The sequence below is a fragment of the Streptomyces sp. SGAir0957 genome (genome assembly GCF_043523415.1).
Genome location: NZ_CP027293.1, coordinates 1,492,477 through 1,513,128, shown reverse-complemented (window position 1 = coordinate 1,513,128; position 20,652 = coordinate 1,492,477). Strand labels below are relative to the sequence as shown.

Annotated in this window: 12 protein-coding genes; 4 read left to right on the top strand and 8 right to left on the bottom strand. The window is 71.8% G+C overall.

Annotated features, from left to right (window positions below):
* Positions 1-152 precede the first annotated feature (152 nt).
* Positions 153-1,370, top strand: a complete 1,218-nt coding sequence (locus C1N81_RS12145; protein WP_394428802.1) for a GNAT family N-acetyltransferase — start codon at positions 153-155, stop codon at positions 1,368-1,370.
* A gap of 57 nt (positions 1,371-1,427) precedes the next feature.
* On the opposite strand, the gene C1N81_RS12140 is transcribed toward C1N81_RS12145, so the two are convergent.
* The 6 genes from C1N81_RS12140 to C1N81_RS12115 all read right to left on the bottom strand — a co-directional run bounded on the left by C1N81_RS12140 (position 1,428) and on the right by C1N81_RS12115 (position 9,801).
* Positions 1,428-3,500 carry a GxGYxYP domain-containing protein gene (locus tag C1N81_RS12140; protein ID WP_394428801.1) on the bottom strand — a complete coding sequence of 691 codons (2,073 nt, stop codon included), beginning with the start codon at positions 3,498-3,500 and terminating at the stop codon, positions 1,428-1,430.
* Between the two features lie 204 nt (positions 3,501-3,704).
* Positions 3,705-4,355, bottom strand: coding sequence for a mycothiol-dependent nitroreductase Rv2466c family protein (locus C1N81_RS12135; protein WP_394437883.1), 651 nt, complete (start codon positions 4,353-4,355; stop codon positions 3,705-3,707).
* A 52-nt stretch (positions 4,356-4,407) separates the two neighbouring features.
* Complete coding sequence (locus C1N81_RS12130; protein WP_394428800.1) at positions 4,408-5,175, bottom strand: ABC transporter ATP-binding protein; 768 nt, start codon at positions 5,173-5,175, stop codon at positions 4,408-4,410.
* 9 nt (positions 5,176-5,184) lie between these two features.
* A complete protein-coding gene (mdlC, locus tag C1N81_RS12125) occupies positions 5,185-6,828 on the bottom strand; it encodes a benzoylformate decarboxylase (protein WP_394428799.1) in 1,644 nt (547 codons plus the stop codon).
* On the bottom strand, positions 6,825-8,807 hold the full coding sequence (locus tag C1N81_RS12120) for an ABC transporter permease (protein WP_394428798.1): 1,983 nt from the start codon (positions 8,805-8,807) through the stop codon (positions 6,825-6,827). The genes mdlC and C1N81_RS12120 overlap by 4 nt, the downstream gene beginning before the upstream one ends.
* Positions 8,808-8,826: 19 nt before the next feature.
* Positions 8,827-9,801, bottom strand: coding sequence for an ABC transporter substrate-binding protein (locus C1N81_RS12115; RefSeq protein ID WP_394428797.1), 975 nt, complete (start codon positions 9,799-9,801; stop codon positions 8,827-8,829).
* A gap of 123 nt (positions 9,802-9,924) precedes the next feature.
* Between C1N81_RS12115 and C1N81_RS12110 the strand changes: the two genes are divergently transcribed.
* The 3 genes from C1N81_RS12110 to C1N81_RS12100 all read left to right on the top strand — a co-directional run bounded on the left by C1N81_RS12110 (position 9,925) and on the right by C1N81_RS12100 (position 19,422).
* A complete protein-coding gene (locus tag C1N81_RS12110; protein ID WP_394428796.1) occupies positions 9,925-10,767 on the top strand; it encodes a cyclase family protein in 843 nt (280 codons plus the stop codon).
* Positions 10,768-10,769: 2 nt separating this feature from the next.
* Positions 10,770-12,419, top strand: a complete 1,650-nt coding sequence (locus tag C1N81_RS12105; protein ID WP_394428795.1) for a thiamine pyrophosphate-binding protein — start codon at positions 10,770-10,772, stop codon at positions 12,417-12,419.
* 247 nt (positions 12,420-12,666) lie between these two features.
* Positions 12,667-19,422, top strand: a complete 6,756-nt coding sequence (locus C1N81_RS12100; protein ID WP_394428794.1) for a glycoside hydrolase domain-containing protein — start codon at positions 12,667-12,669, stop codon at positions 19,420-19,422.
* A 20-nt stretch (positions 19,423-19,442) separates the two neighbouring features.
* Here C1N81_RS12100 and C1N81_RS12095 read toward each other — a convergent pair whose 3' ends face one another.
* The gene (locus tag C1N81_RS12095; protein ID WP_394428793.1) at positions 19,443-19,649 is read right to left on the bottom strand and encodes a DUF397 domain-containing protein; all 207 of its coding nucleotides are present in this window, start codon (positions 19,647-19,649) and stop codon (positions 19,443-19,445) included.
* Positions 19,646-20,491, bottom strand: a complete 846-nt coding sequence (locus C1N81_RS12090) for a helix-turn-helix domain-containing protein (protein ID WP_394428792.1) — start codon at positions 20,489-20,491, stop codon at positions 19,646-19,648. Before C1N81_RS12090 ends, C1N81_RS12095 begins: the two co-directional genes overlap by 4 nt.
* Positions 20,492-20,652: the final 161 nt, after the last annotated feature.

Sequence of the window (20,652 nt, the reverse complement as noted above, 5' to 3'; positions counted from 1 at the left end):
CGACGACCTGGACGCGCCATGCGCCGGGCGTCATGAGTCATGCCTCGGGCGTCATGAGTCATGCGTTGTGCGTTGTGCATCACGCGTCAATGCGTCCACACGCGCGTCAATACTTGATGCCTCGCAGAGGCGGAGAAGGAGCTGAAGCAACGATGGACATACGCTCCACCACCGACGACGACCTTGACGTCTTCGTCAATACGCTCCACACGGCATTCGGGAAGTTCCCGGAGACCCCGGTCGCGGACGGCGGACGCTGGTGGTCGGCGCTGGAGATGGAGCGCGGGCTACTGGCCCTCGGGGCGGACGGGCGGCCCGTCGGCACAGCGGCCGCGTACTCCTTCGACCTGACGCTGCCTGGCGGGGCGCTCACTCCCGTCGCCGGTGTCACCGGGGTCGGCGTCGTGCCCTCGCACCGGCGGCGCGGTGTGCTCAGCGCGCTGATGCGGCGTCAGCTCGCCGACGTACGAGCTCGGGGCGAGTTCCTCTCGGTGCTGCTGGCCTCCGAGGCGCGGATCTACGGCAGGTTCGGGTACGGCCCCGCGACGTTCACCGCTCCCGTGACGGTGTCGCGCCACCGCGCGGAGTTCGCGGCGCCACGCGCGCGTGCGGCGACGGACGACACCGGGTCGGTCGAGGTGCTGCCGCGTTCCGACTGCGAGGAACTGCTCGAAGAGGTCTACGACCGGTACCGCCGAGCCCAGCCCGGCGCGCTGTCCCGGCCGCACCGCTGGTGGGACCTGGGCGCGGGACAGCCGCCGGTGGCGCGGACGCCGCGCTATGTCGCCGTGCACCGGGACGCGGACGGGGTGGCGGACGGCTACGCCGCCTACTCCATCGGCGGCGACCCCACGACGCTGACGGTCGACGAGACCGTCACCACCGACGACGCGGCCTTCACGGCCCTGGCCCGTTTCGCGCTCGGACACGACCTGGTCTCCCAGGTCGTCTTCCGCCACGTCCCGCCCGACCACCCGCTGCGCTGGCAACTCGCCGACCTGCGTGCGGGTGAGGTCGGCGGCCCCCACGACTGGCTCTGGGTACGCCTCCTCGACATCCCGCGCGCCATGGCGGCCCGCGGCTGGACCACGGACGGCGAACTCGTCCTGGACGTCCGGGACCCGTTCCTCGCGGAGCACACCCGGTACTGCCTGACCGTGCGCGACGGCGAGGCGATCTGCGTCCCCACGGCCGAGCGGCCCGATCTGTCCCTGCACGTAGGCGACTTGGGCTCCCTCTACCTGGGAGGCGTGACACCGACCACGCTGGTCCGCGCGGGCCACGTCGAGGCCCACCACGCGGAGGCCGCCGGGCGCGCGGACGCCTTGTTCCGCACGGAGCGGGCTCCGCATTGCCTGCATTGGTTCTGATGGACGGAGTCGGGCCCGGCCCGTGACACCCCGGCAGGATCATTCACCGGCCCCGCGTCACGACCTCCGCAGCAGGTCGAAGAACACGTCGCCGCGCACCACCTCGAACGGGTCCGCAAGGAGGCCCGCCACCGTAGCGATGTCGGTCGGCGTCCAGTCCCACGCGTTGATCGCCGCCGCGATGAAGAGAGGGGCGGACGGGTCCCGGCCCTCGACATGGCGCAGGAGCGCGTCGCGGAACTCCGTGCCCTTGCCCTGCGGGTAGAAGTTGCCGATCACCGGGATGCCGCCGGTGCGGGTCAGGAGGTCGCCGGTCTCCCAGGACTGGATGATGCCGCGCAGGGGCGTGTGACGCGCGTACGAGGTGACGACGCGTTCGTCGAAGGGGAGCCAGCCGTCGCCCGCCGTGTTGCGCGGGTTGTAGGCGTAGACGAGGTCCATGCCGGTGCGGCGCAGGTAGCGGCCGGTGAGTTCGGTGTAGGCGGCCAGGTGCTCCGCGGGCCAGGACGCGGGGTAGGCGTAACCGGCGCCGGACGGGCCGCAGACGAGGAGGTCGTTCGCGGTGGCGGTGCGCTGGTAGTGGGCGAGGAGCGCGGGGCCGAGGTCGGCGAGGAGAGGGCTGACGGTCCAGTTGACGGGGACGGAGCCGCGCGCCGGGTCGTCCCAGATGTCCCGCATACGGCGCTGGCAGTACTGCGCGTTGTCGCCCTCGCCGACGGTGAACGTGACGTAGACGCCGTTGCGGAGTCTCGCCTTCGGCCGCGTACGCACACGGCCGGAGATCCGGGCGGGGGCGCCCGCGTGGACCGTCGCGTTCATGTAGAAGTCCGTGGCGACGACCTCGATGCCGTGCCGTGAGGCGCGGTCGACGCCGCCCCACTCCCCGGCCACGTCGTTGGGGAACCAGCCGGTGTACGGGGTGGTCGGCGCGTAACGGCTCAGCGTCTCGTCGAGCAGGTCACCCGTGTCGCCCGCGGGCGGCAGCCACACCACCATGGCCTTGCTCGCGACCACGTAGTCGCGGAAGTGGGGGAACGGTTCGACGCGGGTGGGGGCCGTGGTGGTGGCGGTGACGAGGAACTGGTTCCACAGATCGATCTCGGCGACAAGGCGTCTCGTGCCGGCGGGGACCGGGAAGCGGTAGACGAAGTAGCCGCCGCTGCCGTCGCCGAACCGGTTGGAGTCGCCGCCGATCGACGAGTTCAGGCCGTCGAAGAGGAACGGGGACTCGGCCTCGGTGCCCGGCGTGAAACGGGCGATCTCCGCCCCGTCGTCGGCCTTGACGACCACGGAGCCCACGGACGCGCCCCAGCCGTCGTCGCCGAAGGAGTCCTGGAACCGCAGGTAGACCGCGTCCACCGGGTCGTCGCCGGTCAGCTCCGGGCTCAGGTCCAGGGCACGCACCCGGCGGTTGGAGCTGTCGCGCACGCGCGTCGTCTCCCGCGCGACCTCGCGCCACTTCACTCCCGGGACGCGCACGGTGCGCACGGGCGGCAGACCGGCCACCAGCGTGCGGGCGCAGCGCGGGAACAGGTGCTCCAGCTGCCAGCGGTACGTGGCCGGGACGTCGTCGGGGTCGAAGCGGCCGCGCAGGTCCGACACCGTGCGCAGCCCGTACGCGGCTGCCTGCTCCGCGGTGGCAGCCACCGCGTCCGTGAGACCGGCCAGGGTCGTCGCGACGTTGACGGAGTCGGGCACGTCCGGGTCGATCAACACAGCACCGCGCACCTCGTCGCGGTAGCGGTCGAGGAGGGCGAGCGCGCGGTCGTGGTGGGTGACGGCCGCGCCGGTGCCGGGCAGCCAGCGCAGGTCGGTGTCGCCGGTGTCGAAGCTGAAGTAGAGGCGGGGCGCACGGCGGTTGACGACGCCCTGGAGGGTCGTCAGCAGCAACTGGTCATGGCCGTTCAGCGCGCTGACGTCGGCCACGTCGAGCTTCTTGGGGCGGCCGAAGGAGGGGAGGAGACGGCCGGTCCCGCTCGGTGCCCCGGCCCGGTTCGGAGCCCCGGTCCCGTTCGGTGCCCCGGCCGTGAGAGGCGCGCCGGCCGCTTGGTGGGGCGGCAGGGACAGTCCGAGCCCGCCCGCCGCGAGCACCGCGCCGCCCGTCCGCAGCAGACCTCGCCGTGTCACCATCGATGATCTCCGTTCCCCCGCGCGCGGCCGGCGCGCTCGGATCTCGACCTCGTTGCTCGACCTCGTCGCTCGTCCTCGTCGCTCGACCTCGTGCTGGACGGCGATACTCGACATCGTTGTCAGCCGCCGCTGAACGTAACGACGGGACACGGCAGTTGTCCATGGTGTGGTCAGGGTTGATCAGGACTGTCCTGATCGCGCTCCTCAGTCGAAGCGGAGGTTTCCGGTCCGTTCCCGCTTGAGCTCGAAGAAGTCCGGGTGCTTCGCGAGCGTGCGTACGGCGTCGAAGAGCCGGGCCGCTTCCTCGCCGCGCGGGATGCTGTTGAGCACCGGGCCGAAGAAGGCCGTGCCGTCGATGCGCAGGGTGGGTGTGCCGACGTAGCTGTCCGAGGCCGGATCCTTGCCCGCGTCGTGGCTGCGGCGCAGGGCGTCATCGAGGTCGGTCGTGCGGGCCGCGTCCGCGAGGGACGCCGGGAGGCCGAGTTCGGCGAGGGCATCGGCGGCGACGGCGTCGAAGTCCTGCTCGCCCTGGGTGTGGATACGTGTGCCGAGGGCGGTGTAGAGGCCGCGCAGCACGTCGGGTGAGGTGTGGTGCGCGGCGGCCACGGCGATGCGGACGAGGCCCAGGGAGCGGTCGACGAGGTCGCGGTACCAGGCGGGCAGATCGTTGCCCTCGTTGTGGAGGTAGAGGCTCATGACGTGGAAGCGGACGTCGAGGTCGCGCAGCGGTTCGACCTCGAGGAGCCAGCGCGAGGTGATCCAGGCGAAGGGGCAGGCAGGATCGAAGTAGAAGTCGACGCGGGTCTTGGTGGTGGTCGTGGGCTGTGGCGTGGGCATGGGCGAGGGCGAGGGCATGGGCATGGGTGCAGCGTAGGAGGGGAATGGCCCGGCACGTGGGGCCAATCGGCTATGGCATGGCTGGGCCATTTCGGGTCCGTACCGCCTGTCCCACCTCCGCCCGCAACGCCACGAACTCGGGCAGGCCGCGCGTCACGATCTGGTCGCGTTCCAGGGGGAGTTCGACGGGCAGATCGAGGGCGACGCGGGAGCCCGGGCCGGGGGAGAGGACGACGACGCGGTCACCGACGTAGACGCTCTCGTCGATGTCGTGCGTGACGAAGACGATCGTCGTGCCCTCGCCGCGGTGGACGTCGAGGAGGAGGTCCTCCAGGTCCTCGCGCGCCTGCGCGTCGAGCGATCCGAACGGTTCGTCCATGAGCAGCAGCGACGGGCGGACGACCAGCGCGCGGGCGATGGCGACCCGCTGCTGCATGCCGCCGGAGAGCTGCCAGGGGTGGCGGCGGGCGGCGGCGCCCAGGCCGACCCGGTCCAGGATGCGCTCCGCCTCCTCGCGTCGTTCGGCGCGGCGCAGGCCCTGGCGGCGCAGCGGCAGCGCCACGTTGTCGCGGACGGTCAGCCACGGGAGGAGGGAGCGGCCGTAATCCTGGAAGACGACGGCGAGCCGCGCCGGGACGCCGGTGACGGGCGTGCCGTCGACGGTGACCGTGCCCGCGCGCGCGGGCAGCAGCCCGGCGATGGTGCGCAGCAGGGTGGACTTGCCGCAGCCGGACGGCCCGACGACGCACAGGAGTTGGCCGTCCGGGACGGTCAGGGACACGTCGTGGAGCACGTGGTGATCGCCGTAGTACTGGCTCACGGAGTCGAGGCTGAGCATGGGGCGACCTCACTCGGCCCAGGGCTCGTACAGCACGCCGTCGGCGCCGGTGACGCGCAGGTGGAGCAGGTGCGGGCCGTCGTCGTCCCCGAGCCGCGTCACCGCGCGGTCCAGGGCCCCGGCGAGGTCCTCCGGCCGGTCGGCGTGGTCGGAGGCGCAGCCGAACGCCTCCGCGAGCCGCGCGAACTCGATGCCGCCGATGTCCGTGCCCGGGACCGGTGCGACGCCGATGCGGCGGCCCAGGGCGCTGACCGCGCCGTAGCCGCCGTTGTCGAGGATCACGAAGGTGACGGGGGCGCGGTGGCGGGCCGCCGTCCACAGCGCCTGCACCGAGTAGAGCGCCGATCCGTCGCCGAGGACGCACACCACGCGCCGCATGTCGGCGAGCGCCCGGCCGACCGCGAGCGGCAGCCCCCAGCCGAGAGCGCCACTGCCCGTGGTGAGAAAGCCGCCGGGCTGATCGATGGGCACGCGCGCGTGGAGCGCGTCGCGGTGGCTCGGTGCCTCCTCGACAAGGACACGGCCGCGGGGGAGACGGCGGCGCAGCTCGTCGAGGACCAGTTCGGGCGTGAGGCGGTCCCCGGAGAGCGGGGCGGTGGTGGGCGGTGTGCGGGGTTTCGGCGGTTCGCGGTCCGAGGCGCCGACCGTCGCCAGGAGCCGGGTGAGGGCCGGCCGCAGGGTCGTGACCAGGCTCGTACCGATCGGCAGCCATGCCGCCTGGGCCGGGTCGCAGTCGAGGTGGAAGAGTTCCGTGCCCGGCGCCAGGGGCGGGCTGTCGTCCGGCACGTGGTACGTGAACACGGGCGTCCCGAGCGCCACCACCACGTCGTACGGGGCCAGCCGCGCGGCAAGGCGGCCCGCCACCGGGGGCAGGAACCCCTGGAACAGCGGGTGCGACTCGGGAAAGCCCGAACGGCCGGACAACGGGCTGATCCACACCCCGGCACGGATCCGCTCGGCCAGCGCCAGCGCCTCGGGCAGCGCCCCCTCGTCCTCCACGCCCGGCCCGACGACCAGGGCGGGGCGTGCGCAGGCGTCGAGGCGGGCGGCGAGTGCGGCCAGCGCGTCCGGGTCGGCGGTGAACCGGGTGTGCACGGCCCGGGGCGCGACCGGTTCGGCCGGCCGGTCCCAGTCGTCCTCCGGTACGGAGACGAACACCGGCCCGCGCGGATGCGTCATCGCCACCCGGTGCGCCTCGGCGAGAACGGCCGGGACGTCGGCGGCGCGGTCGGGCTGCCGGGCGAACTTGACGTACGGGCGCGGGAACTGTGCCGGTTCGTCGGCGCCGAGGAATGGGCGCAACCGCAGGAGTGAGCGGGCCTGTTGCCCGGCGACGATCACCAGCGGCACGCGGTCCCGGTAGGCGTTGAAGACGGCGCCCAGGGCGTGCCCGACACCGCCCGCGGAGTGCAGGCTGACGAAGGCGGCGCGGCCCGTGCCCAGGGAGTGCCCCGCGGCCATGGCCACGGCCGTGGACTCCTGGAGACCGAGGACGTAGCGGAAGTCGTCGGGCCAGTCGCGGAACATACGGAGTTCCGTGGAGCCGGGGTTGCCGAAGACGGTGGTCATGCCGGTGTCGCGGAGCCAGGAGACGAAGGCTTCGCGGACGGTGGTGCTGCCGTGGTCGGTGTCGCTGATCTCGTGGTGCGTCATGCCGTCCTTCCTGGGGCCAACAGGCGTCGCTCGATCGCCAGCAGCCCGGTGTTGAGCAGGTAGCCGAGGACGCCGAGCAGGGCCAGCGCCGCCCATACCGTGGGCAGGTCCGAGCGGGACTGGGCGTCGGTGAGGGTGAAGCCGATGCCGTTCTCCGTGCCGGGCAGCAGCTCCGAGAAGACCATCAGGATCAACGCGAGCGAGAGGCTCAGCCGCAGCCCCGCGAAGATCTTGGGCAGGGCCGAGGGCACGATCACGTACCGGAGCCGTTCGGCCCGGGTGAGCCGCAGGACGTCGGCGACCTCCAGGCGGAGGGGATCAATGGTGCGGGCACCTTCCGCCGTGTTGATCAACACGGGCCATACGGCGCTGAACACGATCGACGCGACCTGCATCGGCGTACCGAAGTCCAGGACCACGACGAAGACGGGGACTAGCGCGGGTGGTGGCACGGCCCGCGCGAACTGCAACACCGGGTCGCACAGCGCGTACGCCCGGCGGGAGCGCCCGACGGCGACCCCGAGCGCGACCCCGACGACAGCGGCGATCAGGAACCCGGCCGCCATCCGCCCGAGACTCGGCCCGATGGCGTCGAGCGCGGCGCCGGTGAGGAACAGGTGCTCCACGGGCCCGGAGAACCACAACGCATGGGCGTGCCGCCCGATCGCCGACGGGGCAGGAAAGAACACGGATCCACGCGCGCGTGCAGCGAGTTCCCAGGCGCCCAGGGCGAGGAGGAGCACGGGCCAGCGGAGGAGGGCGGTGGGTGTGGTGGGGGACTTGGGCGCCGTTGCGGGGTTCTTGGGGGTGTCTGTTGTGCGGGGTGCTGATGCGGGGTTCTTGGGGGTGCCTGTTGTGCGGGGTGCTGATGCGGGGCTCGCGGGGGTGTCTGTTGTGCGGGGTGCCGATGCGGGGCTCGCGGGGGTGCCTGCTGTGCGGGGCGCCGTTGCTTGGGTGGGTCGGATGTCGACCGCAGCAAACTTCGCCGCACAAGGCGCGGGCCGACTCTCCTCTGCGGCAGCCTTCGCAGTGGCCCGTCCGGGGCCGTCATCGACCGGAGCGATCGCCGCGTCCCGTCCCGCGCTGCCTTCGGCCGGAGCGATCGCCGCGGCCCCTCCCGCGCCGGCGCCCGCCGGAACCGCCGCCGTTCCCCGGGCCACGGGAACCCGCGCGGAACCGTGCGCCGCCTCCCGCCCCCGCCGCTGACCCCGCCGCTCAGCCGTCCAAGGGAACAGCGCCCCCTCCGCCCCCACCAGCACCCCGTTGATGACCAGGCCGAGGGTGCCGGCCCAGACCACTCCCGCCAGTACGTCCCGCGTGCCGTCCGTGGCGAGTTGGGACTGGGCGATGAAGATGCCGAGGCCCTGGCCGAAGCCGGAGAGGAGTTCCGTGGCGACGGCCACGATGAGGGCGACAGCGGCCGAGATGCGGATACCGGCAGCGATGAACGGGGCCGCGCCCGCCAGCTCCACGCGCAGGAGCACGGAGAGCCGGCCGAAGCCGAAGGCGCGCAGCGTCTCCTTGGCGAGGGGGTCGCTCTCGCCGAGCCCGTACATGGTGTTGAAGAGGATGGGCCACACCGAGGCGTACGTGACCAGCGCGACCTCCGTCTCCGCGCCCGAGCCGAGGAGCAGCGACACCAGCGGGATCAACGCCACGGACGGCATGGGCCGCAGGAACTCGACGATCGCCCGCACCGCCGCGTCGACGACCCGCACGCTGCCGAGCAGCAGCCCCGCCGGGACGGCGATCGCGCAGGCCAGGGCCAGCCCCAGCGCCCAGCAGCGCACCGTCTGGGCGACCCCGTCGAGGAACGCCGGGTCCCCGGCCAACTCGGCGGCCCGCGCCACGACCTCGGACGCGGGCGGGAGGTAGCTGCGCCGCACGAGTCCGGCCCGCGGCACCGCCTCGCACACGGCGAGGGCGAGCAGCACGCCGAGGAGGCCGAGCCCGATGTCCCGGCGGCCGCGTCGACTCACGGACGGCGGCCTTCCCCGCTCACTTCACCAGCAACGTGGACGGGGCGATGTTCTTCTCCAGCAGCTTCTGCTCCCGCATCAGGTCGACGAGGCGTCGCAGCTGCGCCGGGTCCGCCGTCGCCGGGTACGCGGGCAGCCCCATCGTCCTGGCCTGCGCCGCCGTGACCTTCGTGTACTTCGGCAGCTCCCCGCGCACGGCCGCCGGGTCCCGGGCCGCGATCCTGGACGCGGCCTCGATCGCGCGCCGGAACTTGGCGGCGGTGTCCGCGTGCTGCTTCACGTACTGCGCCGTGGTGACGTAGCCGCTGATGGGCAGCGCCTCGACGGGAGCGGATCCGCCGTCCACCAGGACCCGCGCCCCGAGGTCGTCCTGGATCGCGCTGTCGAACGGTTCGACCGCGTGCACGGCGTCCACCTGACCCCGTTCAAGAGCGGGCCCCATCTGGGGAAAGGCGATCTGCCGGTAATCGGGCCGCCCTGCACCTTTCTTGTCAAGAATTGCGTTGAGCGTCAATGTCTGGATGTTGTTGAGGATGTTGACCGCGACTTTCTTGCCCTCCAGATCGGCCGCGGTCTTGATGCCGGAGTCCTTGGGCACCAGTACATCCATCATGTGGGGAGCAGTCCGTACACCCTCCGCCAGGATGCGTACGTCGAGGGTGCCTTTCTCGTGTGCCTGGAGGAAGGTCACGTAGTTCGCGCTGGCGATGACATCGACCTGCCCTTTTGTGAGCGCGGGCAGCGCCTGGAGGCTCTGCTGGACGGGCTGGATGGTGACGTCGAGCCCCTCCTTCTCGAAGAGGCCGCGGTCGCGGGCGATGTAGAGCGCCGCGGAGTCCGTCAACGGCAGTGCGGCGACGGTGACATGGTCGGTGCCGCCCGACCCGGCCGCGCTGTCCGAGTCGGAGTCGCCGCACGCCGTCAGCAGCACCGCGAGCACGGCTGTGGCGACGGCAACCTCACGCGTTCTGGTCCTTACCTGGCGTAACGTCACGTCAACCTGCCTACCAGGTTGACCACATTGATCGCCATAGGGCGCTTCGTATATGGCGGGTCCTTGCAACAAGGTGAGCGCCCGCGGTGGCGTGAACCGCACCCCCGCCGTCAAGATGCGCACATGCCCGAGCCGCCGACACCGCCTGCCAAGCCCGCCGCATCCGCCGAGCCCTCCGCACCCTCCCTCCTCACCGCCCTAGTGGCCGCGCTGCACAACGGCGCGATCGAGATCGTCGATCTCACCGCCCCCTTGTCCTCCGGCACACCAGTCCTCGAACTGCCCCCCGAGTTCGGGCAGACCGCCCGGTTCGAGCTGGAGGAGATCAGCCGGTACGACGAGCGCGGGCCCGCCTGGTACTGGAACAACTTCCGCACCGGCGAGCACACCGGCACCCACTTCGACGCGCCCAACCACTGGGTCACCGGCAAGGAGGGCGCGGACATCGCATCGGTCCCGGCCGGCCGGCTCGTCGCCCCTGTCGTGGTCGCCGACTTCTCCGACGAGGCCGCCAAGGACCCCGACTTCCTCGTCGAGGTGGCGGATCTCCAGGCGTGGGAGCGGCGGCACGGCGCGCTGCCCGACGGAGGCTGGCTGCTGCTGCGGACGGGTTGGAGCAGCAGGTCGCACGCGCAGGAGCCGTTCCTCAACGCCGACGAGAACGGCCCCCACACGCCCGGCCTGTCCGCCGAGTGCGCCCGCTGGGTGGCGGAACGCACCCCGGTCATCGGGCTCGGCGTGGAGACGGTGGGCACCGACGCGGGCCGGGCGCACGGCTTCGAGCCGCCGTTCCCCTGCCACTCGTACCTGATGGGCAGCGGCAAGTACGGGCTCACGCAGTTGCGGAACCTCCACCGGCTGCCGCCGACCGGTGCCGTTCTCCTCACCGGGCCCCTGCCCATCGTCAGCGGTTCCGGGGCTCCCGCGCGCGTGCTCGCCCTTGTCGAGCGGACCGGGAGGCAGTAGCCGTGAAGGTGGCGGAGGCGGTCGGACGGGCCCTGGTCGCGTCGGGCGTCGGGCAGGTCTTCGGCGTCGTCGGGTCGGGCAACTTCCATGTCACCAACGCGATGGTGGCGGCCGGCGCGCGCTTCGTCGCGACCCGGCACGAGGGCGGCGCCGCGACCATGGCCGACGCCTACAGCAGGGTGCGGGGCGAGGTCGCGGCCGTCAGCGTGCACCAGGGGTGCGGGTACACCAACGCCCTCACCGGCATCGGCGAGGCGGCCAAGAGCCGCACCCCGCTCGTCGTGGTCGCGGCGGAGGCGTCACGGCCGCGCTCCAACTTCGCCGTCGACCAAGCCGCGTTGGCGCGGGCGCTCGGTGCCGAGGTGGCCCGTGTGACGTCCGCGCGGGACGCCGTCGCGCAGGCGTGCGCCGCCGTGCGCACCGCTGTCCGGGAGCGCCGTACGGTCGTACTCAACCTGCCGCTCGACGTGCAGGCCGAGGACGCGCCGGACGCCGACCGGGCCCTGGCGGCCGTGAAACCGCCCTCGCCGCGCCCCGCCGTCCGGCCCGCCGACGCCGACGTGGAGGCGCTGGCCGCCCTCCTCGCGCGCGCGGAGCGCCCGGTCTTCCTCGCGGGGCGCGGCGCACGTGGCGCGGGCTGTCGTGCCGCCATGGAGGCGCTCGCCGAGCGGTGCGGCGCGCTGCTCGCCACGTCGGCCGTGGCCCGCGGCCTGTTCGAGGGCAACCCGTGGTCGCTCGACGTGGCGGGCGGCTTCGCGTCGCCGCTCGCCGCCGAACTGCTGCAAGGAGCCGACGTGCTGGTCGGCTGGGGCTGCTCGCTGACCATGTGGACCACCCGGCACGGGCGGCTCGTCGGCGCCGACACGACGCTCGTCCAGGTCGACGACGATCCGGAGGCGCTCGGCGTCAACCGGCCCGTCGCCCTCGGAGTCACCGGCGACGTGCTCACGACGGCGGAGCGGACGCTTGCCGCGCTCGGGGACCACGATGCCCTCGGCCACCGGACACCCACCACCGCCTTCGCCCTCACGTCACGCCTTCGCTGGCGCGACCTCCCGTACGAGGACACCGGCACCCGCGACCGCATCGACCCGCGCACGCTCAGCATCGCCCTCGACGCCCTCCTCCCGGCCGAGCGCGTGATCGGTGTCGACTCGGGCAACTTCATGGGCTACCCGACCATGTACCTGTCCGTCCCCGACGAACAGGGCCTCTGCTTCACGCAGGCGTTCCAGTCCGTCGGCCTCGGCCTCGCCACCGCCGTCGGCGCCGCGCTCGCCCGCCCGGACCGGCTCGCGGTGGCCGCGCTCGGGGACGGCGGGGCCCTGATGAGCGCCGTCGAACTCGACACGGTGCGACGGCTCGGCCTCCCCATGGTCGTCATCGTCTACAACGACGACGCGTACGGCGCGGAGGTGCACCACTTCGGACCGGACGGATTCCCGCTCGGCATTGTCGAGTTCGGGGACACCGACATCGCGGCCGTGGCCCGGGGCTACGGCTTCGAGGCCGTCACCGTACGGACACCGGCCGACCTCAAGGCCGTCGAGGACTGGGTGGCGGGCCCGCGCACCACGCCGCTCCTCGTGGACGCGAAGGTGGTGCGGGAGCGCGGCGCATGGTGGCTGGAGGAGGCGTTCCGGGGACACTAGGGCGAGTTTCGGGCGGACGACGGGACTTTCGAAACACGCCCAAGCCGCCTTGCGCCCCCGATCCTTTTGCTGCGCACCCTCTGTACGGATGCCGTTCGCGCGTTGTACGAATTCCCCGTATCTGATGATCCCGAGTGCGCACACCCGGCCGCCGTCCGACAACGTTGTCACGGCGGTTCATGTGGGCGCGTGTACCGCGACGCTGGAGAAGTCCGTGCCCATGAGACCCGCAGGACCCGCTGGACGCATGCACCGCAGAAGGCCGCGCGCCGCCCTCGCCGCGCTGCTCGCCGGGGCGCTCGGCCTTGCCGCGCTGACGGCCGGTGGCGGTACGGCCGTCGCGTCGCCCGCCGCGTCGCCCGTCGCGGCCGAGTCCGCCGGCTCGACCGCCGGTCCGTCGGGTGGCACGGACTACACGAGGCTCGTCGACCCCTTCGTGTCGACCGCCGGTGACGACGGCAACGACCTGCCGGGCGCCCAGGCCCCGCACGGCCTCGCCAAGGTCAACCCGATGACGACGCCGAACCGCAACCACAGCGGCTACGACCACGACGAGGACCACATCGCCGGGTTCACGGCCACGAACCTCGACGGGGTCGGCGGCTCGGGCGGCGGCGGCGACCTCCTCGTCGTGCCGACCTCCACGACGTACGACAGCCGCCCCGCGACCAGCGGCTACGCGCATGCGTACAGCCACGACGACGAGACGGCCACGCCCGGCCACTACCGGGTGGGGCTCGGTTCGCCCGCCGGGACCATCGACGCCGAGATGACGGCGACGACGCGGACGGCGCTTGAGCGGTACCGCTTCCCCGCCGGGTCCGAGCCGAAGCTCGTGCTCGACCTGGCCAACAACTTCACCAGCCGCACCCGCGCCACCCTGGACGCGAAGAAGCGGGCGGACGGGACGACCGCGATCAGCGGCATCATCGCCGGTTCGTTCAACGGCGCCGCGTACCGGATGTACTACTACGCCACCACGAACGTCCCGGTGACCTCGCTGCGCACCTGGGGCGACAAGGGGCAGTTGAGCGGGGCGACCGTGCAGGACGGCACCGACACCGGCGCCGTCCTCGCCTTCGACGCGGCCGACCGGGACGACATCGAGCTGCGCGTCACCTTGTCGCCGATCAGCGCCGAGCAGGCCGCGACCGACCAGGCGAACGAGGTCGGCGACCTCACCTTCGACCAGGCACGCGCGCGTACCAAGGCCGAATGGAACCGCACCCTCGGCGCCGTCGCCGTACAGGCCTCCAGGAAGGCCGACCCGGACGCGACGTTGACCAAGCTCTTCTACACGCACCTGTACCGCATGTACGCGCTGCCGGTGAACGCCACGAGCACCAGCGGGACCTACCGCGGCGCCGACGGGGCGGTGCACAAGGCCAACGGTTACACGTACTACGACGGTTGGTCCTCCTGGGACGACTTCCGCAAGTTCTCGGTCGAGGCGTACATCGACCCGGCCGCCTACCGCGACATGGTGCAGTCGGCGATCATCCTCTTCGCCGACACCCGCACCGCGGGCAAGAGTCTCGGCAGCCTCACGCACTCGGTGCCGACCGTCCGCTGGGAGCGGCTGCCCGTCGTCATCGCGGACGCGCTCTCGAAGGGGTACGACGGCTTCGACCGGCTCGACGAGGCGTACCCCGCGCTGAAGTCCTACGCCGGGTACTACACGGGCGAGCAGCTGCGGCAGGGGTACATCGCGGGCGACCCGGGCACGACCGTGCAGCGCGGCTACGACCAGTGGGCCCTCGCGATCGTCGCCGACGCGCTCGGCAAGGACGCGGACGCCAAGGAGCTGCGCGAGCAGGCGACCATGGCGATCGACCACCTCGTGAAGGACGGCGCCTGGACGGCGAAGGACGGCACGGAGGTCGGACTGCTCACCCCGCGCGACGGCGACGGGAACTGGACGGGCGTCGACTACGAGAAGTTCGAGGAGGCCAAGCTCTACCAGGGCACCCTGTGGCAGTACCACTGGTACGACGCCTACGACATGGGCGGCCTCATCGAGGCGATGGGCGGCGACAAGGCGGGCAGGGCCGCGGTCCTGCACATGTTCGGCGAGGACGCAGGCGCCGACGACGGCTCGGCCATGCTGCACTCCAACGCCAACGAGATCGACCTCCAGGCCCCCTACCTCTTCAACTACGTCGGCGAGCCGAGCCTGACGCAGAAGTGGGTCCGCTCCATCTACACCGGCGAGACCTGGAACCGGTACATCGCGACCGGCTCCACGGGCGAGGCCCCCAGCTCGGGCGGTGAGTTCCGGCCGCCGGTGAAGACCAAGGTCTACAAGCCGGCCCCGGACGGCTTCCTGCCGACCATGGACAATGACGCGGGCACCATGTCGACCATGTTCGTCGCCGCCGCCCTCGGGCTGTTCCCGGTGACGGCCGGATCGAGCCAGTTCCAGATCGGCAGCCCGTTCTTCGACTCCACGACGATCACCTACGCCAACGGCAAGAAGTTCACGGTGCGGGCGGACGGTGTCTCGGCGGACAACTACTACGTCCAGCGTGCTGCGTACAACGGCAAGCGTTTCGGCAACACCTGGCTCGACTACGCGCAGATCATCGGCGGCGGCACCCTCGACTTCACCATGGGGCCCAAGCCGTCCGCCTGGGGCAAGGACACCGCGCCCGCGTACTCGCTGAACACCGACACGGGCGCCCCCGGCAACGGTGGCGGTGACATGGACAAGGGCACGACCGTGCTCTCCGCCCGCCCGGACACCGTCGCCACCGCCGCGAGCGGCAAGGTGGACGGCCGTATTGAACTGACGTTGAGCGGCAAGGCCGCGTTCTCCGCGCGCAAGGGCACCAGCCTGACCCGCGAAGGGGCGGCCACCGTCACCGGCCTTCCGGCCGGGGTCACGGCGGACCTCCGCGTCGCCGGGTCGCGCAAGGCGACGCTCACGCTGGAGGGCTGGACGCGGACCGACGTACGGTTCGGCCTGACCTTCCGCGACGCCGCCTTCGCCCACAAGGTCCCGGCGTCCACCGTGACCGGCGCGGGCATATCCGTGACCGACCCGCTCGTCATCTCCGCCGCGGCGGTGCAGCGGGCGGCCCTCACGTCCCTCGTCGACGACGCCCTCCTGGTGCGTCCCGGCAACTACTCCGACGGCTCGTACGGCCTGTTCCGCGCCGCGCTCGAACGCGCCCGCACCGTCCTCGCCGACCCCGCCTCCACCACCGGCACGCTCATGGGCGCGCTCGACGCCCTGCGGTCCGCCGCCGACGCGCTCACCCTCGACGAGGGCGGCTACGCCGTCCTCCAGGCCGAGGACCCGGACGCGATGGAGGGGCCGAGCCTGGTCAAGGAGGCGTACTACTCGGACGGCGACCTCGGAGGTGTCACCGAAGGGTCCTGGGAGCAGTTCAGCGGCCTCGACTTCGGCGGTGTCACCCCGCGCAGCGTCTCCGTCCGTTACGCCAACTCGCAGGACGCGGGAGCCGCGCCGAGCGGTGTCACCGTCCACGCGGGCGACAAGGACGGGCCCGTCGTCGCCACGGTCGAGCTCCCCGGCACCGGCGCCTGGTCGAACTACACGACCGTCCAGGCGGCTCTCGGCAATGCGCAGGCCTTGCTCGACGCGGGCCGCGCGACGATGGTCTTCCACGCCCCGTCGGGCCGGCAGTGGGTGTCGAACTTCGACTGGTTCCAGTTCTCGCCGTACGACGCCCCGTCGGCCGGCGGGACCACCACGCTCGCCACGCTGACCGCGCCCACCACGACCGGTACCGGCGGCGGTTCGTCCGCCCTGAAGCTGTCCGGCGGCATCTTCGAGAACGTGACGAACGGCGCCTGGGCCGAGTGGCAGAACACGGCCCTCGGCGACGGGGCCGACACCGTGACCGTCAGCTACGACAAGCCCCGCTCCCGCGCGGCATCGGACTCGCACATCGAACTGCGCCTCGGCAGGAAGGACGGCCCCGCCGTCGCCGACATCCCGCTCGACTACACCGGTTCGGGCTGGGGGACCGTGGCCAGTACGAGCGTCACGCTCGACCCGGGCGTCTTCTCCGGCGGCCAGGACGTGTACGCGGCCTTCGTCTCCAGCACGCAGACCGACGCCCAGCCCTACGTCGCCAACGTCTACTCGCTGACCCTGACGCGGAGCGCCGACACCCCGGTCGCCTTCGACGCCACGGCCTGGAAGGCGAACAGCGGCGGCGGCCTCAAGAGCGAGGCGGCCACCTGGAGCGGCGCCGGGTCCACCACTTCCCTGGGTGGTACGTATAACGGGGCCTGGCTCGACTACGGCGACATCGACTTCGGCAGCCAGGCGAAGAACACCGTCACCTTCACCTATGTCAACAACTCGGCGCGCTGCGGCACCGGTTCGGCCGTCGAGATCTACCTCGACGGCTTCGACAAGGACGCGCCGGGAACCCCGTACGCGACCGTCCCCCTCCCTGTCACCGGCTCCTCGTGGTCGGCGGGCGGGACGACCGGCCTGACCCTGCCGAAGTCGGTCACCGGCAAGCACTCCGTGCATCTGCGGCTGACGACGCGGGCGGACGCCTCGCACCCCTACGTCGCGAACCTGGGGCGGATCACCTTCAGCCGGGTCCAGGCACCGGCGGTGACGGACCTGACCGCCCTGCGCAAGGCCGTCGAGAGCTACGAGGGACTGTCCGGCGACGCGGACCGCTACGGTGCCATCGACTTCGCGGTGTTCCAGCGCGAACTCGACGCCGCACGAGCCGTGTTGACTGCCGATGATGTGACGCAGCTCGAAGCGGACACGCGGACCCGGAGCCTCACGCTGGCCGCCAAGCAACTGAGCCCGCTGCCCAGGCTGCACCTGGAGAACCTGGTCACCACCGCCTCGGCGCTCGACAAGGGCCGATACACGGACGCGTCCTGGACGAAGTTCACCGCCGCGCTCACCCAGGCGAAGACCGCCCTCGCGGACGACAAGGCGACGGACAAGACGCTCACCGCACGGTACGAAACCCTCGACCGCGCCCTTGCCACGCTCAAGCTGAAGCGCACGACAGTACCTACTGCGCCCGACGCGGTCTCGGCGACCGCCTCCGGCACAACGGCCGTGAAGGTCGCGTGGTCCGCCCCGAAGGACGACGGCGGCTCACCCGTCACCGGCTACGAGATCTCTCTCAGCGGCGGCCACCAGCTGACGGTCCACGACCCCGACAGCAGAAGCGTGACGTTCACCGCGCTGAAGTCCCGTACGTCGTACACGGCGCGGGTCCGCGCGGTGAACGCCCGCGGCGCCTCGGCCGCGAGCACCGCCACACGGCCCGTCGTCGTCGGCGACAGCCGCCCGCAGACGCCGCATGTGACGGGTGTCGTCACCGAGGGCAAGCGGGTCCGGGTGGACTGGCGTCCCGCCGGTGACGGCGGGTTCCCCGTCCTCGGCTACACGGTGACGCTCGACGACGGCACGACGGCGCACGTACCCGGCGGCACCCGCACGGCGCTGCTCACGGTCGGCGGCCGGAGCACGGCGAAGGCGCACGCGGCGACGGTGGAGGCGGTGACGCTGGCAGGCACGTCATCGATAACACCGGCGGCATCCAAGGCCGCTGCGACGGCGTACGAACCGTCCCCCTTCCCCGACGACGTTCTGAACGCGACGTACCCCTCGGACGCCTGGCCCGAGACCGACGACGGGAGCGACTACTTCACCGACCTGCTCAGCGGCTTCGGCGACCTCAAGGCCGACACCCTGGCCGCCAACGCCAAGCTGCCCGAGGGCGCCTCGCCGACCGCCGAGAACGACAAGATCGTCGTCGGCGTCAACAACGCGGCGACACAGAAGGAGGTCGACCGCGCGGAGGTCGACGCCACCAACAGCGCGACGCAGACCATGGCCGACGGCCTGGGCTCCCGCCTCGGCGGGCTCTACCTCGACGCCCTCAAGGGCGGCGACCTGCCCAAGACCAGCGCCCTGTTCTCCCGCGTCACCAAGAACCTCGACACCCACGACGCGGCCAAGGAGCACTACAACTACCTGCGCCCGTACGTGCGGCTCGGGTTCGTCGGGGACGGCGGCCGGATCTACGAGTCGCAGGACGGCTCGTACGCCGGGCTCGCCACCAGCGGTTCCTACCCCAGCGGCCACACCTACAGCGGCTACGAGGCGGGCACCGTCCTAGCCACGCTCCTCCCTGAGCTGGCCCCGTCGATCCTCGCTCGGACCTCTGAGTACGGGAACAACCGGCTGATCCTCGGCTTCCACTACCCGCTGGACGTCATGGGCGGCCGCATCGGCGCCCAGGCCACGGTGGCGCACCGCTGGGCCGACCCGGACTTCGCGAAGCTCCTGACACAGGCCCACACGGAGATGGAGAACGTGCTGCTCGCGCGGTGCGAGAAGCAGAGCTACGGCGCCACGCTCACCGCCTGCGCGGGCGACCCGTACGCGGGGCAGAGCACGGCCCAGCACCTCGACACGTACACCCGGCGCCTCAGCTACGGCTTCTCCCGGGTCAGCAAGGCCGGGCAGCCCCTCAAGACCCCGTCCGACGCGGCGGCGCTGCTCATCACGGCCTTCCCGGACCTCACCACCGCCCAGCGCACCCAGATCCTGGAACAGACCGCGACGGACTCCGGCTCCCCGCTCGACCTCACTGCCGACGGCAAGGCGAGCTGGCAGCGGATCAACCTCGCGGCGGCCATGGCGGCGGACATCACCGTCGCCGCCGACGGGACGGTCAGGGTCACCAACGTCGCCGACGCGACAAAGGCGAGCGTCGCCGACGCCTCCGCCATCACCCTCGGCGGCGCCGCGCTCGACGGCTTCGACCCGGACGTCTCGACGTACGTCGTGGACCGGCCCGAGAACGGACGTCTCCCAGTGGTCGGCGCGGTGGCGGCGGCGCCCGGGGCGCGGGTAAAGGTCCGCGAGGGCAGCGCCATCGTGTCGTCGAAGGGGACCCGCCTCACGGCCCGCACCCTCACGAACACCTCGGCGAACGGCGCGACCACCCGCACCTACACGGTCGCCTTCCACCGCACCCGCTGATCACCAGCGCTGCCGCGCCCTCAAGGGCGCGGCAGCGCCACGAATGCGGCCCACTGGAGGCGGCCGACTCGTAGTACGGGGCCGTTGCCCGCGGCCTTGGAGTCCCGTACGTAGACGGCGTCGGGTCCGGCGGCGACCTCGACGCAGTCGCCGCCGCCCGACCCGCTGTAGCTGCTCTTGAACCAGCGCAGCGCGTGCATGTCCTCGGATACTTGCTCGACGCTCATGTCTCTCCTACCAGTCGTTCGATGAGCCGCGCAGACTGGTCGCTGTTCAAAGCCTGCGAGCGCAGCTTGCCATAGCGCAATCCGAAGGCGCTGACATCCGCCGGATCTTGAACTACGCATCCGACTTCCTGAGACTCGATATACCCGAGGTGTTGGTGCTCCCTGGTCTCCAGTGTCACGAACGGGCCGTCCAGACCACAGTGGAAGCCGGTGGCAGCTGGCATGACCTGCACCTCGATGTTGCGCAACGCGCCCATGGCCAGGAGATGTTGCCACTGCTCGCGCATCACGCCGGAGTTACCCAGGGGGTTGCGCAGAGCTTCCTCGCTGATGGTGAACGACAACTCCGCGTACGGCACGCGGCTCAGCAACTTCTGCCGAAAGAGCCGCGCCTCCGTGTGCTGGTCGATGATCTCCGCGCTCAACGGCGGACAGTGCTCGGCGAAAATCGCCCGCGCATACCCCTCCGTCTGCAACAACCCAGGCACCAGCAGCGGATCGTACGAGAAGCGGCTCACCACCTCCGCCTCGATCAGCGCGAAGTTGCGGAAGAACCGCGGCAGCTTCCCCCGGTCCACCTCGTCCTGGAGGGCCTCAAGCGAACCCCGCGCCTCCAGCGCCCGGTCCGCCGCCCTCGTGAACGCGGCCTTCGCCGGACGGCGCCCCTGTTCGACGGAGGCGACCTGTTCCGGCGAGTAGCCGATGATGTCGCCGAGCTCCTGCTGCCTCATTCCGGCGCGCTTGCGCAGGTGTTGAAGCAGCGCGCCGTACGCCGACCACGCGCCCGGCAGGTCACTCTCCTCCCGCGTCCTCACCGCACGGTCCTTCTGCGTGTCCCGCATCGCCTTCACACCCTTCCGTCGGGCATGGTCCAACGCGGGTCCGTCGTGCGTGGACACGGGGCCGGGCCCGTACAGAAGCCGTACAACACCCGTACAGGCAAGGGCGCAAGCGCCGTACGCGGCCCACCGGTACGGGCGTCGTACCTGGCCGGTGCCGCTCG